Annotated in this window: 9 protein-coding genes; 1 reads left to right on the top strand and 8 read right to left on the bottom strand. The window is 53.6% G+C overall.

Annotated elements, in window-relative coordinates; all coding sequences use genetic code 11:
* Positions 1 to 159 precede the first annotated feature (159 nt).
* The gene (locus ACW9HW_RS12250; protein ID WP_457400039.1) at positions 160 to 1,347 is read right to left on the bottom strand and encodes a pyridoxal phosphate-dependent aminotransferase; all 1,188 of its coding nucleotides are present in this window, start codon (positions 1,345 to 1,347) and stop codon (positions 160 to 162) included.
* Between the two features lie 337 nt (positions 1,348 to 1,684).
* Here ACW9HW_RS12250 and ACW9HW_RS12245 point away from each other — a divergent pair, with 337 nt between their 5' ends.
* Positions 1,685 to 1,969 (top strand): helix-turn-helix transcriptional regulator, encoded by a 285-nt coding sequence (locus ACW9HW_RS12245; protein WP_095194764.1) that lies wholly within the window; start codon positions 1,685 to 1,687, stop codon positions 1,967 to 1,969.
* Positions 1,970 to 2,080: 111 nt separating this feature from the next.
* On the opposite strand, the gene ACW9HW_RS12240 is transcribed toward ACW9HW_RS12245, so the two are convergent.
* From ACW9HW_RS12240 to ACW9HW_RS12210, 7 genes are all read right to left on the bottom strand, one after another.
* Positions 2,081 to 2,938, bottom strand: a complete 858-nt coding sequence (locus tag ACW9HW_RS12240) for an RHS repeat-associated core domain-containing protein (RefSeq protein ID WP_457400037.1) — start codon at positions 2,936 to 2,938, stop codon at positions 2,081 to 2,083.
* A gap of 38 nt (positions 2,939 to 2,976) precedes the next feature.
* Positions 2,977 to 6,834 (bottom strand): sugar-binding protein, encoded by a 3,858-nt coding sequence (locus tag ACW9HW_RS12235; protein WP_457400035.1) that lies wholly within the window; start codon positions 6,832 to 6,834, stop codon positions 2,977 to 2,979.
* A 102-nt stretch (positions 6,835 to 6,936) separates the two neighbouring features.
* Complete coding sequence (locus tag ACW9HW_RS12230; RefSeq protein WP_457400033.1) at positions 6,937 to 7,425, bottom strand: hypothetical protein; 489 nt, start codon at positions 7,423 to 7,425, stop codon at positions 6,937 to 6,939.
* A gap of 58 nt (positions 7,426 to 7,483) precedes the next feature.
* The gene (locus ACW9HW_RS12225; RefSeq protein WP_457400031.1) at positions 7,484 to 10,381 is read right to left on the bottom strand and encodes a hypothetical protein; all 2,898 of its coding nucleotides are present in this window, start codon (positions 10,379 to 10,381) and stop codon (positions 7,484 to 7,486) included.
* 56 nt (positions 10,382 to 10,437) lie between these two features.
* Positions 10,438 to 12,735 carry a hypothetical protein gene (locus tag ACW9HW_RS12220; RefSeq protein ID WP_457400029.1) on the bottom strand — a complete coding sequence of 766 codons (2,298 nt, stop codon included), beginning with the start codon at positions 12,733 to 12,735 and terminating at the stop codon, positions 10,438 to 10,440.
* A 63-nt stretch (positions 12,736 to 12,798) separates the two neighbouring features.
* Complete coding sequence (locus ACW9HW_RS12215; protein WP_457400027.1) at positions 12,799 to 13,770, bottom strand: hypothetical protein; 972 nt, start codon at positions 13,768 to 13,770, stop codon at positions 12,799 to 12,801.
* Positions 13,719 to 15,137, bottom strand: coding sequence for a hypothetical protein (locus tag ACW9HW_RS12210; protein WP_457400024.1), 1,419 nt, complete (start codon positions 15,135 to 15,137; stop codon positions 13,719 to 13,721). Before ACW9HW_RS12210 ends, ACW9HW_RS12215 begins: the two co-directional genes overlap by 52 nt.
* Positions 15,138 to 15,161 lie beyond the last annotated feature (24 nt).

The following is a 15,161-nucleotide window of genomic DNA, read 5'->3' as shown; positions in this document are numbered from 1 at the left end:
CTATCAACACCACAAACCCACTGTGGGAGCGAGCCTGCTCGCGAAGAGGCCGGCACCGGCAACTCACCCCCAAGCCAGACAGCAGATCTATCAACACCACAAACCCACTGTGGGAGCGAGCCTGCTCGCGAAGAGGCCAGCACAGGCAACCCACAACTTTCAGGCCCGCCGAGCCTCCAGAAGGTCCATCGCACACAATGCAATCCGCCGACAGGCATCCGCCAGTTTCGGTCGGTCCACCACCAACCCGATGCGAATATGCCCCGCCGCGCTTGGCCCGAAGGCCTCACCGGCCAGCACCGACACGCCATAGCCTTCCAGCAGCCGCTCGGCGAAGTGCTGGGCCGACAATCCGGTCGGGCGCACATCGACCATCACGAACATACCGCCATCCGGTTGAATGGCACGGATGCCCGGACAATGGTTGAGACTTGCACACACCAGGTCACGCCGCCGGCGATACTCTTCGCGCATCAACGCCACCTCAGGCAAATCTTCATCCAGCGCCAGTTGCGCGGCGTTTTGAATGAACTCGGGAATCCCGAACAGCATGCACAACGACAGATGCTCCAAGTGATCGGCCAAGGGTGGCGGCCCGATCATCCAGCCCACCCGCCAGCCGCTCATGGCGTGGGATTTGGACAAACTGTTGATCGTTACGGTGCGTTCGGCCATGCCCGGCAGGCTGGCTGGGCTGATGTGTTCGCTCTCGTACAACAAGTCGCTGTAGACCTCGTCACTGATCAGCCACAGGTCGTGACGAATGCACAACGACGCCAATGTTTTCCAGATCGATAGCGGCAAGCTCGCGCCGGAAGGATTGTTGGGACTGTTAAGCAGAACGGCGCGGGTCTTCGCCGTGATCAAGGCCGCGACATCCTCGGGATCAACCCGAAAGCCTTTCTCCGGTCGTACCGCCACCGGCAGCACTTTCGCGCCGATGGCACCGAACACGCCTTCATACGTGACGTACATCGGTTCGGCGACAATCACTTCATCGCCGGGGTCGAGCAGGCATTGTGCGACTGAGTACACCGCGCACTGGGCGCCGGGAAACACAATCACATGCCCGGCCTCAACTACCTGGCCGCTGCGCTGTGTGTGTCGACGGGCGATGCTGCTGCGCAGCCCTTGGGTACCGCGCACGGGGGGATAGTGAGTGTCGCCGGCTACAAGGCTGTCGATGGCGGCCCGGACGATGGACCGCGGCGTATCGAAATCCGGATCGCCGATCGACAACAGCAACACGTCGACACCCTGCTCACGCAACGCCAGCGCTCGATCATGAATCCGCCAGGCCGCTGCTCCGTCACCGGCGATTCGTTGGGTCAAGGCTGAATAGCGCATGTCGTTCTCCATTCGCGCGGGTTCCTGAGTCAACCCTATCTCAATTCGGGAAACGCGCCAGCGCGGCGTTTGAAATAGATGATCAACCGAGAGAACTCGCAGCAGCACATTTTTTTTTAAGGGAAAAAGACAACACACTCAGCAGCTTACACAGCCCCTGGCCAGCCACCTGTAATTTGTGACAGGTCCCAGAAATTTTCATTCGGGATATAAGGAATTCGAACCTGCAGCTGCCTGCCCGGACGGCCGAGGGAAAGTCACGCGCCCCCCTGCCGATGTGGAGCAGGACGATCGAGCGCAGCCCGCAATCATTGTCGATAGATGGGAGACACCGAATATGTACCGTGCCCAATCAGCGCAATTGCATTCATCACCGGCTCAGGCCCATTTTCAACATCAGGGTCCGGAGCAAACCACGACCATCAAACTGACCGCCAGGGAAAAGGAAGTGCTGCAGTGGAGCGCCGCCGGCAAGTCTTCCTGGGAAATCGGCATGATCTTCAACTGCACCGAGGCGGGTGTGAACTATCACTTTTCCAATATCCGCCGGAAATTTGGTGTGAGTTCTCGCGGGTGCGCCGTGGTCAAGGCGTTGGAATTGGGGTTGATTGAGTTGCCTTGAAGCCGGTACAGAGTACCATTTTAAGAGATGACATCGACTGCAATGGAGCCCGGTCAACCTGTAGCCAGGTCCATGCTCGCGCCAACGGCGACGAGCATGGACAGGTTCATACTATTTTTTAACAACGAAGTGAGATCGGATACCTTCCGCTGCGTCGGATGTTTGACTCAGGCTGCCCTTTGAAGGCGTCTTAATGCGCGTTCGTTGCCACCCACTTGTTGGAACTCCCAACGAATCTCCAGACTTAGGTCCTAGTACAGGCGGCCTGCCAGGGTCTCCGGGTCGTGCCATTTGGTTAATGCTGTTGTTCCCGATGCGTCCTGCTCTGACATTGGCCCAAAATCCCCCCCTGGTTCCTGCGACAGCCGGTCCATACTTGGAGCGAGCAGGGGCAATCTCATCGGCACTACTGACACTGCTGACACTGCTGCGGGCACTGCTGCGGGCACTGCTGGTACTGCTGATACTTCGTGCATCACCAAAACTATCTATGCTATCACTACCCAAACTTACAGTATCTAAATCACGTGGCCTGCCGATATATCCGTTAGCGTCCGCTGCACCTTCCGCACCTTCCGCACCTTTCGCACCTTTCGCACCTTTCGCACCTTTCGCACCAGCTTTCGACAACCATTTTGGACGCAACCTAGTTAATGCCGATTGAACCCTCGAAAAAAAATTTGAAACCCAGACAGGAACACTCCCCGAAGGATCCTTAAAGTTATTTGGATTCCCGAAGCAGTACGCATATGGGTTGAATCCCGCCTCTCCATACACGCCGTAACTATCCGGGCTATGAAACCTCATCAGTACAGGGTTATAAATCCGATTGCCATTACCCAGATAATACCAATCGACTTCCTCTTCACGAAATTCGCCATTAAACCCTATAGCACTGCTATCAAACGGCTGATCCTTTCGATAACCATATGCCGTATAGGCGCTGTCAACCCGTCCGGTGGTACTCATGCTGGATAACACGGAGTTCTTGCGATCACCGGCCAGCATCAAGACTTTGGGACATCACCTGCCCAGAGCTCAGCGAGCGCAGTCTTGTCACCCCACATGAACGTACGACTGTCAGCACCCTTGACCTGGTTGGCCAACTGATCGCCTTGGTAAAAACGCTGCGCCTGTCCGCTGCCGTCGTCATTGCCGGCGATGTTATCCAGGGGAGTGTAGATGTAGCTGTTGCTTTTCGACGCCCCACCCGACGGTTCGCTGACGCTGATCAACCGGCCAAGGGCGTCATATTTGAGGGTGCGTTGCTCTTCGTCCTGAATCAGGTGCCCGTCCAGGTTGTAGAGTAGATTGATCACCGGTGGATAGTCCGCATGAGTGTTGGTGACTTTACTCAGTTGCACCTTGTCCGGATTGTCGTAGAAGTACCTCGCCCGATTGAAGGTGTTGTCAAAATGGGTCATCACCAATCTGATGTTATCCAGCTCATCGAGTGTGAACACCTGTTTGTTGATGACTTTGCCGTAGGGGTCAATAGGACACAGGCGGCCGGTGCATTCATAGTTGGTCAATCGTCCCCGCAGGTCATACCCATAGCTCTCGTCACGCAGTACATCAGTACCCTCCATCAGAGTTCGCCGCGTCAAGCAATCGACATCGTCATACACCTGGCTCAACGTCTGCTTGACCCCATTGAGGTCGAAGCAACGCTGGGTTTCCCGACCGAATTCATCGTGTTGCAACGTTATGCCAACAATTTGCCGACTGATTTTATCGTAGGTAGTGATCGATTTCGTCTGGCCGAGCGAGTCGTAGTCGAAGGTCGAGACCGTAGTTCCCAGCTGGGTCTTTATCAAACGTCCCTGAGGGTCATAGTCGTAACTCTGTTCCTGGCCAAGAACATCGGTGTAGCTCAGCAAACGGCCAAGCCGGCTGTATCGATAATACATGGTGTGTTCACCGCCCGGCCCTTCACGCTTTTCACTTTTCAACTCACCGGTGCTGAAGTACTCACGGGTGAGTTGTAAACCCTGCTCCCGACAAACCCGCAGACGCGCGTTTTGCTCATCGTATTTATAATCGGCCTCGTCGTACTCGCCCTTAACGCCCAGGCGAGGCAAGCGTCTCAGCACAGGCTCGGTGCCCAGCTGCGGTTGATAGACATATTCGATGACCTGGCCGCTGGGCGTGGTGACGGTCTCGGGCTGGGTTTGTCCAGGCTTGAATGTGTACGTCTGCTTGCGCCCGCCAGTGACCGACTCGGTCATACGACCCAGTCCATCCAAAAGCTGCGTACCCAGCTCTATATTGTTGACGCTGATCGATCTCGGCAGATCCTCTGAACTGTGCGGGGCATAGCTACGCCGAACCTTCGCCGCATCCGGCAAGGTGTTTTCGATCATCCGGTCGAAAGGATCGTAGACGTAGAGATTGACTCGCTGGACCGCGCCAAAGCCGACAATCTCCTTGTGAGTACGACCAAGGCCGTCATAAAAGTACTGATGCAGGCTGATACTCTTCTGGGCCAGATCGAACCTTTCCGTGCGAACCGGCTTTTCGAACAGGTTAAGCCAGGTCTCGGTGACGCCGCTGACCATCGGATTTGGTCCCGTTCCTTCACGCCAGCTGCGCTGGATCGGCCCTTTTGAATCAACCGTCCCGATAGGGTCGGTTTCCTCAAACGTTTTTACACCGTCCGGTCCTGTTACACAGCGTTGTTCGCCCCAATCGTCATAGTCGAAATGGCTGGTCAGGACCCGTACGTCATTGTCCAGCCAATCGTATTCCGTCTCTTCGACCTTCTGCCCCAATGGGTTATAGGTTGCGGCGTATATCTGCCGTGGCTCTGCAGCGCGGGTCGGGTGGTCTGCGTCATCCCGCTCCTCGTAGATCGCCCGGTTGAGTCCGTCGAACTTCGTACAGGTTTTCACGCCCTTGACATCGAACATCCATTGTTCGGCCTGGTCGCCCGGATTGGCGCAGAGCAGATATTCATAACGACGGGTGGCTTCAAACTCGGAACCGGGTGCCACTGTTTCGCTGATGACCCTGCGAAGCGCGTCGTATCTGTAGCGGATCTCAACGTTGTTGTCATCGCGATTGAGTGAAGGCTCGCCATTGTGTAGTGAATGCTCAAGGGTGATTTCTTTTTTTACGTGTTTTTTGCCTTCCTCATGATCGAAACCCGTAACGGTTTCGACTGTTCGCAAGACGCTTTGCTCGAACTCGGGGCTGTCGACTTTGAAGTATTCGTATTCGGTGATGGTGGCCTTATCATTCATGGTCAGCGTTTGCTGCGAGACACGGCCGTGCAGGAACGCATTGTCCGGATCGTCGAAGTGTTCATGCTTCGTGTCCTGCAATTCGGTTTCGCCGCTGGTCTCCAGCTGCACCAGCGTCTCGCGTTCAACGGTTTTCCACTTCGGCAATCGAGTGCCGTTCAACGGTCTCAAGGTTTTATAGGTGTAGCGGGTACACAGGGTGGGCGCCTTGCCATTGGGCGACGGCGCCGGCGTTACGGTACGGTCCTTGAGGTGGCGCACGAAGTCATCGGCATCGGCCGCGGGGTACCAGGTGCTGATTTCCGTCACGCCATTGGCCTGGGTCTGCGTCAGCAGGTTGCCATGGGGGTCGTAGGTGCTGCTGACGGTTTCGCTGCGTTGGCGGATTGTGGTGCCGTTTTCCACCTGCGCCCACGTGGTTTTGACCTCATGGGGCAATTGGCAGTAATTGGTCTGTTGCTCGAACGGTACGTCCGGGGTCAGGAAATAGGTGGTCTCGACGGTCTGCACGTGGTTGTTCTGGGTCGTCGTTTCCTTGGTCTGCAAGTGGAACTGGTTGAAATCCCGTGCGATGGAGCGCACCGGCTTGTCGTCGATATAGAGGGTTTCAACGCTGTGGTAGAGGTAGGCACCGATGTGCTTGTAGAGGTTGTCGAGGCCGCCGTCGTCCCAGGCGATATTGAGCCCGTAGCCCAAAAAGTTGTACTCCTCCGGATAGGTGTAGCGGACATCGATCAAGGTGTCGGGCTGGTCGTCGGGAAAAATACGGTGGTGGGTTACCCGCGGTAGCGGCTTGCGACCACTGCCCAGCGGGAACTGATGACCGCGGTCTTGATAGAGGATTTCCTCGCGTGCGCCCGTGGGGGTTTCCACTGTATTGATGTACAACTGATGGTCGATTGGCGACACCCAATAGCCGAAGCGCCAGGACGCCCCGTTTTCGGTGGGCAGCGTGATCTTGCTGACATATTTATCGGGTCCCATCAGCGTCATGACAAAGCGTGCCAAGGGGTCACCACCGGGACCGTCAAAAGGGTACAGCTGTATATCGACCGAAGAATTGTCGCGTTTGACCGCCAGCAACGTCCGGTCCGAGTCATCCTTGATCGATTTCAGGATGTAGTGCGAGTCCCTGAAGTGGGTGTGTTCAAGGGTGATACTGTGCCCTTCGGGAGCATAAATCTTCTCGGGCAGGGCTATCCGGTTCACGCCGCTGCCATGCACTTTAAGAAACTCGACGACGCCGGACTTGTGATCCACCCGGAAATGTTCGTCGTCAATCCTGAAGAAATGGAAGCTGTCGAGTTTCTTCTCCTTCATCACCAGCTGGTTACCGCTGGTACCGGTGACCTTGAGGGTTTCGCCGGTACTCAGCGCTAGAACATTGTTGCCGGGCGTGTATTGCGACAACCGCAATGTCCAGCCCAGGCCGTAACCCGTGTCCAAAGTGTTGAGCGGGTTGTAGTTCATCTCCACTTTCTGGCCTGGACCTTGCAAATCGTTGGTTTTGACGTCGAGCAAGGTGAGGGTTCGCGTATATTGCCCGGTGCGAGGGTCTACACCACCGGCAAGGAAACTCATGAACTTGAAAGCGTCTGAGTGTACGGAAGTTGAAATGGCCATATCAATTTTCTCACAGCTAATGATCGGCCCCGACTGTTGTTAAATAGCCGCCGGGGCGAATCGAATAGTTAAATAGAGATATTTATTTTCGCAACAAATCAGCTAAGGCCACCATCCAGGCAACGACATTACAATTTTCATACAGGATAACTTCCCTCTAATTTGGTCGCCATCATTCCCATTTTCAATCATTTGCAAACCCTTTTTTACAACATCACCCTCCTTCATATCTCTCAGACTTTCAGTAGAAATCCAAATTGTTGATATGGGATGAACGATGGTCTTCATGCCAAAAAACCAATCCGCCCTACTACAGCCTGGTTTGTCATACAGCCAGATTTCAGTCGCTGAGGGCACATTCAACAGCCTAAAGTAGCTAGCCTGATCATTTCCACAGGGAGTACCGGAAAAATCTTGTTCTCGATCTCTCACATAAAATGAGCAGTTTTTCCCCCCGCCATCCGACTCCGCGGCAAACTCAATTGTTGCAGTACTACTCTCCGTGGTTTTACTTTCACCCCATGCCCAACCCATATGAATCGAACCAGCCAACACCATCAATCCAACGGTGATTTTCTTGAAAAATTTCATTGAGCAACTCCTTCACTTACCAAATAGATGCGAATCGCTTACTCGACAATACCGAGCTTCATGGGATCGGAAAAAACTCCGTATGCACCAATTTGTTTCGATCACCCACGATACTGCTCGGGAGATAAGAGATTCGCCGCCGGTGTGGATTTCCATTTTTATCGATCAGTAGCACGGCCAGATCCCGTGACAACTTTGCCCTGGATGTATTTGTCGGCCTTATATAAGGAACTCGATCAGAACGATGCAGACTAATGACCAGCTTTCCTCGTTCAAACACCGAGTGATCCACGTTGATGTCCAGGTTTTCGCTCTTGACGACATCCTTCATCAACCCATCGAATTGAATCTTGTTGGAATTTACCGGTTTCAGCGGATCCTGGAAGATATAGCCAGTCCAGCTGAACATCTTCTCGGCGAGTTGTTCACTTTCCCAACGAATAGTCCCTGTGGTGATTTCTATTCCGTCTACAGCCATAAATTCCATTGTTTCAAACGCAGCACCTTGGTGCCCCCCCGGCCTGCCGAGAAAGTAGAAAACCCAGTAATCGATAGTGCGCAAATGAAACGAGAAATCGTCGTCCTCTTCCGGAGGATCCGGGTTCGGGTTTCCGGATCCACCATCGACCCTGACTCGTTTAAAAACGTAGTCCTCGCTTTCAAACTGTGGAATCTTCAGCGGGGTAACGTTGATCTTGGCGTTGTTGCTGGTTTTATCCGTAGATTCCCACCAGCGACCGTCACTGTCAGCCTGGAACTTTACATGGAACGTCGTCGTCTCCCCTGCCCTTGCACGGGTATGGAGATAAAAACGCAGCACACTGACGGAAGACCGCGCAGAATCAGGCGAACTTTCTTCCGCTGCTGACCGGCCCATAGCCAGGTTAAAACGGTTTGGGACCAGGTGCGTGCGCCATACCTTAGCGTCGCCCTCGGAAATGCCTTCTTCCATCTCATCCAAAAATTCGATCTCATCTTTCGTGTTACTGTCCACCAAACGCAAGCTGGCCTTCTCACGTACGCTTAATGGGTATTCCGTATTGTTTTCCGGCAGCGTCTCGATGAAAGCTTGTAGCAGCAATTGCTGCCAGCCATTGCTAAACACGCTGCCACTACTCTGTTGCTCAGTCCCGCCAACTACTTTGACGGTGAATTCGCCAAGTTCCTTCCAGCTTGACTGCTGCTCCAGTTCAGAATATTTGATGACACTGTAGCCGCTGGCAAAAACAATTCCGTTTTGCACAACTTCACATTGCACGACGCTGCTGGACGAAATGCCTTGCGGCGGGGCCGTGAAACGACCGGTAGCATCGACAATGCCGCGGCCCGCCGCCATTTTCCAGCGTCTGGGCACGCCAGGTAGCAGGGTGGCGTCAACCTTGAGCGGCACTACCGTGGCTGTCTGGACCGCCGAAACATAAGAAGGTGTCATCCGCAGCTGTTGCTGTGCGTTCAACAGCAATACAAAGGTCTCGCTCGTTTGGGTCCCCGTCGCTTCAATTTGCTGCACTGCCAGGCCCCTTGACCTGGCACGGGCATCTGCGGTGAACGATGCAAGGTTACCGTTCTGGGCCAACGAGCCATATACGGGTGCGAGCAACTTCCAGCGCACAGAAGCGTTGTCAAGGGACGATGCTCTAAGTACTACGGGTTGTGACAGGGACGGTGCCGAGCAAGTTGTCACTCGCGGCGCAATTGTCCCGGTGTCGAACACCACCCGTAGCAATCCCGAAGCGGTGTAGGTGATGCCTTTGTCGACATACTCGGCGGTCACCACCACTTGTGAGGTGTCATACCCGATATGAGTCCTTGAAGGTGCGGTGTAGAGGCCGCCGGTGATGGTGCCGTGTCCTTCTGCCGTACGGCTGCTCAGGCTTACGGCCCGCCAACTGCTGGCCTGAATCGGGTCCCCCTTCCAGTTCCGCAAGGTGAAACTTTGCGTCTCCCCGGCCCGGATCGTTTTGGAGGCGGGATCCAGGGTGTAGAGGGTCTGCTTCGGACTGACATTGCCCAATACCAACAGATCCCCGGGGGTATGTCGCTCGCGTTCTACAAACTCATGCTTTCCGGGATAGAGCAAATTTCTGACCACGTCGAAGTTGTTGTTGCCAACATAAGGGATCATTTCCCGAGCCAGCACCAATGCCGCTGAATACTTGTCTTTTCCATTCTCCTGATCGCTGGGAATAAAAAAGGGGAAATTCTTTGGTAGCGGATATAGACCTTCCCCTTTCTTGCCCTGAAGTTCGATGGCCAGTACCACGCCACCATCACCATAATTCAACGCACCTCGAACTTGTGCACCAGGGGCGGCCTGGGTTGCGAGACGAAATGACTTCGGTGTCAAGGGGTTATAGCCGTCGAAATCAAGCATGCCTAACTGAAATACGCTGCGATGATGTGGCAGCTCGGCGAAGCGCTGTTGAAAAAGAACAGCCATCCGCTCATTCGCATCGTTGTCAGGACCCAGATTGCAGCGAAAGCTCATCCCATTAGATATATCGAGTACTACCTTGCCCGTTCGCTCGATTACGCCGTAAACAAACTTCAGGTCGATATCCATCTCCACGATCGCTTCCTGTTGCTCCATGACGTTAAACGTCGACAACAGCACCTCATCCGCGCCTGGTGGTTGATAGAAAGTGGTGCAACTTCCGGAAACGACCTGCATCGTCAAAACAGCGCGAGAGTTATCGAGCGACGCAGTAGAAAATGACAGCAATGGTGCGGTTAACTCGATATCCTTCAGTTCGGTATAAACATACTGGCTGTCAGCCCCCCCCACGCGGCCGTTAATTTCCGGCAAAAAATCCAGCCGAGAAAATCGCTCAATGTATTGTTGTCTCAACAATGTATTGAGCCGGCTACGATTTGTTGTTTGAATCGCCCCCCAACCGGAGGTCGTATCTCCCGACCCCATCAACTTCAGCAACTTATCCAGCGGATTACCAGACATAATATTACCCTCTGCCTTGATAGAAGAAACAAAGCAATCAAACAACGTCCAATAGATTACTCAGCCAATGCTTTCAGCACCGCCGGGGATTCATCGAGTGGTAACGGCAGAATTATATGGCCTTCAAACACGCCTAACTCACCGCCGTCCACTTTCACGAAAATCAACACAAACGGTTCTTTCGACAATGGGTCATCGGTGTATACGCCCCACTCGTCGATCGAACCCGGTCCATCCAGCGGTAACGACCATTCACCGGGCACCGGGTTATTGTTGACGAAGGCCTTCAATTGGATCTGCCCGGGTGGCAAGGACGGTTCATCGACAATTGTTATCGTTGCGCCGGGCTCCTGCTGAATCGCCAGCACCCAGGCAGATTCGGCTTCTTTGCCCGCACTGTCGCTCACTTCGATTTCATCCAGTACGTAAGTCTTGTTGGGCACTTGATCGCCAGCGATGTAGGCGCGATCGCCGTCAGGCAAGTCGCTGAGCACAAGCTCGCCACTCTCGCCCGGAACGGCGTTTTTGATCGACCAGGTCAGTGGACCTTTGCCCGTATGCTCCCCCGACAACTCGACCCGCTCGCCATGGAAGCACGTTTGAATCTGAGGATTTACGGTAATGGCCTTCGTCAGTACGGTGATCACGGCCAGGCTTTGTTCACCGGTGGCTTCGTCTTTGGCAATAACCAACACCCTGTTGAACGTGCCCTGTATCGCATGGACCGGTGCTGCCTTGTATAAGCCCGGCGCAATGAAGTCGCCGGGGTGACTGCTGCTGCCAGGAAGGTTTTCCGCTGTCCATCTCAAGCCCTGGCGATCGGGTTCTGTGCTTAGTTGCAGCGTTTTGCCGGCGGCGACCAGCGATTGCTGCGGAACAATAGCGAACGAGGAACCCGAAGCCTGTACCTGGCCGAACTTTGCCAGGTCATAAGGTAAGGCCGAGTCGGTGGGTTGCAGGATGCTTTTATCGACAATGCGCAACTCCTCAAGAAAAGTGGTGGGCGAGATCGCCGACAAACTATTGGCAAAGCGCCCAAGCAGCGCCCGCTTGACTGTCTGCGCGACGAAGTCGTTGATCCGTTCGAGCAACTCGGGATCAAGGGTATCTGGCAGACCGGAAACATGAGTCACCTCCTGCGTGCGTTCATGGGGCGTGAACAACTCACCTTCCATGCCCAACTCCGAGAAATCATCCGCATGAAAGCGAAAGTGATGTTCCAGATCAAACTTGAAAATGGCGGTATATCTTGCCCAGGCGCCCCCCGCTGGTCGTAATCTGAACGAAAGAGTCAAGTTACTTTGCCAGCTCTGGGTTACACGATCTTCATCGAACTTGACAGTCAACGGCAGTGCACTACTCATCGCTGAAAGACTGAAGGGGTCATATTCGAATTGATAATCACGGCTCTGATACGACCCCGCGGGCGCCTGAAACTCGCCGCTTACGGCTACCATTTTCGTCAACCTGCCCGTCCAGTCGTTCTCTCGGACGAACTGGACTTTATCGAACATTTTCAACACCGCATGCCCAAACGCTGCGCGATGGATCAACGCCTGGGAAAACATCGCCGTTCCCGTCCAGTTTTTTTCCGGGGTCGCATCCGGAATCAAATACCTGAAGCGTGAATCATCCCCTGGAAAATCACCTGCGCTGCCTTCCTTCATTCTCTGGAAAACAAGCAGAGCCCCGTCTTCGTTGTCGGCCTGTGGTGCCACTGCCTGGTTGTCGCGTTTCTGGGTACGCACGTCAATGCGCTGACTGTGCATGAACGGGTTGTCCCCCTCGGGAAACGTGGCCAGGGTGTGAACACGCTGGTTGTCGCCCAGCGCCTTGAACCGCTCCAGAAAAAGCATGCCGGCTTCACGTTGCTGCGCCGGCGTGTTGAACAACATCAACAAAACGTCCTCGCTCTTGGCGAGATCAAATACAACACTGCGCGAGTCGGCCTCTAAAGGCAGTTTCAGACGTAGTTGCGGTCCATTCAGTGGGTTGAAGCTGGAAAGTCTGACAATCCTTTTCTGCCCCTGAACCAGTTCCACCATCGCCAGGTTTCCCGTCACCACGGCCAATCTCAGGTCAGTCTTGTAACTTTGCAACGAGGCATTGTCATAGGACAGCTTCGGCTCAGCCAACTTCACACCGGATAAGTAATGAGTGATATTGGTATCTTTAACCGGGACCTGCACACTGATCGCACCCAGATCGTTGTCCTGACTCAAGCGACGTATGTAGTCTTGCTGAAGATCAAGATTGAGGCTCGTACCTTCCAGTGCAAAGATTGAGTCCCAACGTAACATGGGCGAAGCGTCTCTCATCCACGCCAACAGATCTTCCAAAGAATTATCAGCCATGACATGGGCTCCGGTTCAGAAGGAAATTAACAACAGTGAGCTCGAGTTCCTGTTTAACGTTTTTCATTGGCTTAACACCTGGAGCAACGCCGGAAACTCAAACAGCGGCAAGGGTAGAATCAGAAAACCTTCAAACGCGCCGAAAACTGCATGGTCCACCAGCGCAAAAATGAGCACGTATCGTTCGGTGGCAGTCGGCTCCGCGCGATACACTCCCGGCGCATTCCACGAACCGGGTCCTCCCAGAGGCAGGCTCCATTCGGCAGCTATATCATTGCCATTGATCATGGCTTTCAACTCAACAAGCCCCTGGACCAAGTCAATACTGGCAATTTTTATCGTGATGCCAGGCTGCCTTTGCAAGGCCAGAACATGGACCGATCGGGTACCCCCTGTGCTGGTTTTCACCTCGATCTCATCCACCACGAAGGTTTTATTAGCCACCACTGGTCCGTGGTCATAGATGTAGCCACCTTCGGGTTCGCCGCTGGGCCGAAGCGTGCCGCTTTGACCGGCGACAGGGTTCTTGATCGACCAGCCAGCCGGACTCGCTCCCAAATGCCCCTCCGACAACTCGACGCTAGCCCCGACATCGCAGGTCTGGATCAAAGGGTTGACCGTCAGTTCACGGGCCATCACGGTCACCAGGGCCGAAGTGAAGTACCCCGTGACCAGGTCGGTGGCCGTGACCCGGACCCGGATAAAGCGACCTGGGAAGGAGCCGGCCAGAGGAGCCCGGTAGAAGCCGCGTTCGTCGATATGTCCCGGGGCGCCAGCTCCCTTGGTCAGGTTTCCAACCTTCCATTGCAAGTCTGTCATCACCGGATTAGTGGTGAACTGCTGGCTGCCCCCAAGACTCATCACTATTTCCATCGGACTGATCACAAAGCTGGTCTGGACGGGGTTGATGCGACCGAAAAAGGCGATATTGCTCGGCGCGTAAACCTCGTTCCCCTGGATAACTTGACCGAAATTCAGTTTGATCATTTCGGTGATGTAATCATTGACCGGTACTTTTGTACCGAGGATTTCCATGAAATGTTTTTTATGCCATTTTGAACTGCGGTAAGCAGATACAACGCCAATACAATCGCAAGAATAAGTTCCAGGAGTACCTCATCCCAAATATCACTGCTCGCGCCAGGAACATCAACCCTTTCAGTCTCGATATCATGTTTGAAATCAGTTTGCACAAGAAACAACTCGCGTTCAGCATTTTCCACCAGCGCATATTCAATTTGCGTGTAAGTTTTGTATCGTCTTACCTGAGTGTACGGGTCGCCTCCAGTATGCTGTGTATAAGTCCACAGCCCCTCAGCTTGAGAGGCCCATTTGAGCAACAATTTATTATCGTTGTTAAACTCGACAGTGAGTGGGTAATCACTATCCACAGGGAAAATCAATTCAGTGCTTTCATACGTTACTTTGCGCCCCTCAACCGGCTCAAACTCCTCATTCATCGCAGAAACTATCATCCTGCCGGGTGTCATGGTTGCTTTAACGAGTTTGTCATCACTGTTAAATTCATATGTATAACCAGCGTTTCCAAAGTATTCTTGCATTCTATCAAACAAAATAGACGCAGCCGCCAATTGACGATCAAACAGCATGGTTGCCGAGTAGTCATTTTGCTTACTTTTAGGTATCAGATACCTGTAGTCTTTACCTGGGAAATCCCCCCCTGTGCGCCTCAACGTCCTTATCAGCGCGAGGATCGCGCCATCACCGTAGTCGGCAGATCTAGGATTTCGTGTGGCTGGATTGGTCTGAGTCCGCAGTTCAAATGCCTGTGGCGTCATCAACGCGTTTTTTCCGCGCTCAATGGTACCCAACGAATAGACTCGCTTACTGTCAGGCAGTTGATTGAAAAGGTCGCTAAAAAAATCGCCCCCCATACGTTGCTCATGAGGCGTCTGGCCGGTAGTCAGGCGAAAGTCATCGCTCTTGCTCAAATCCAGTTTAATCCGCCCATCGATGCCGACATCACCGGGGACCTGATTCAGCAGCAAATGCAGATACAATCTCGGCCCCTGCAGAGGATCTATCTCACCAACCTTGTTCGCTTTCCAGCCGACGCTCCCCTTTTCAAGCGTAAATTGACTACCGCCCATGATTGCCATTTCCAGCATGGCTTTGGAATCATTAATGTCGGCGTTAGTAAAACTTAAGCGGGGCTTATCCAATACAAAGTCAGAGATATATTCCATCCACTTATTCTCGACAATCGTAACGCCACCCGTAATCGGCGAGATATAGCTACCCAGATCAAAACGATTGATGTAGTCCTGTATGATCAACAAGTTTAACTTGGATCTGTCAAGCGCAGTGACCATGCCCCACTTTAACATGGCTGCATCTGTCTCCATCCACGCCAACAAGCTTTCCAATGAATTACCAGTCATGATTTTTTCCTTGAAGAACAATTA

The sequence above is a fragment of the Pseudomonas sp. SDO5532_S415 genome, assembly GCF_054071155.1.
The sequence above is the reverse complement of the archived record's forward strand: the minus strand, read 5'-3'. Positions and strand labels throughout refer to the sequence as shown.

Bases quoted from the DNA above. Each gene is read 5' to 3' on its own strand.
- ACW9HW_RS12215 (WP_457400027.1), bottom strand. From the start codon at position 13,770: ATGGAAATCCTCGGTACAAAAGTACCGGTCAATGATTACATCACCGAA.
- ACW9HW_RS12250 (WP_457400039.1), bottom strand. From the start codon at position 1,347: ATGCGCTATTCAGCCTTGACCCAACGAATCGCCGGTGACGGAGCAGCG.
- ACW9HW_RS12235 (WP_457400035.1), bottom strand. From the start codon at position 6,834: ATGGCCATTTCAACTTCCGTACACTCAGACGCTTTCAAGTTCATGAGT.
- ACW9HW_RS12230 (WP_457400033.1), bottom strand. From the start codon at position 7,425: ATGAAATTTTTCAAGAAAATCACCGTTGGATTGATGGTGTTGGCTGGT.
- ACW9HW_RS12245 (WP_095194764.1), top strand. From the start codon at position 1,685: ATGTACCGTGCCCAATCAGCGCAATTGCATTCATCACCGGCTCAGGCC.
- ACW9HW_RS12240 (WP_457400037.1), bottom strand. From the start codon at position 2,938: ATGAGTACCACCGGACGGGTTGACAGCGCCTATACGGCATATGGTTAT.
- ACW9HW_RS12225 (WP_457400031.1), bottom strand. From the start codon at position 10,381: ATGTCTGGTAATCCGCTGGATAAGTTGCTGAAGTTGATGGGGTCGGGA.
- ACW9HW_RS12210 (WP_457400024.1), bottom strand. From the start codon at position 15,137: ATGACTGGTAATTCATTGGAAAGCTTGTTGGCGTGGATGGAGACAGAT.
- ACW9HW_RS12220 (WP_457400029.1), bottom strand. From the start codon at position 12,735: ATGGCTGATAATTCTTTGGAAGATCTGTTGGCGTGGATGAGAGACGCT.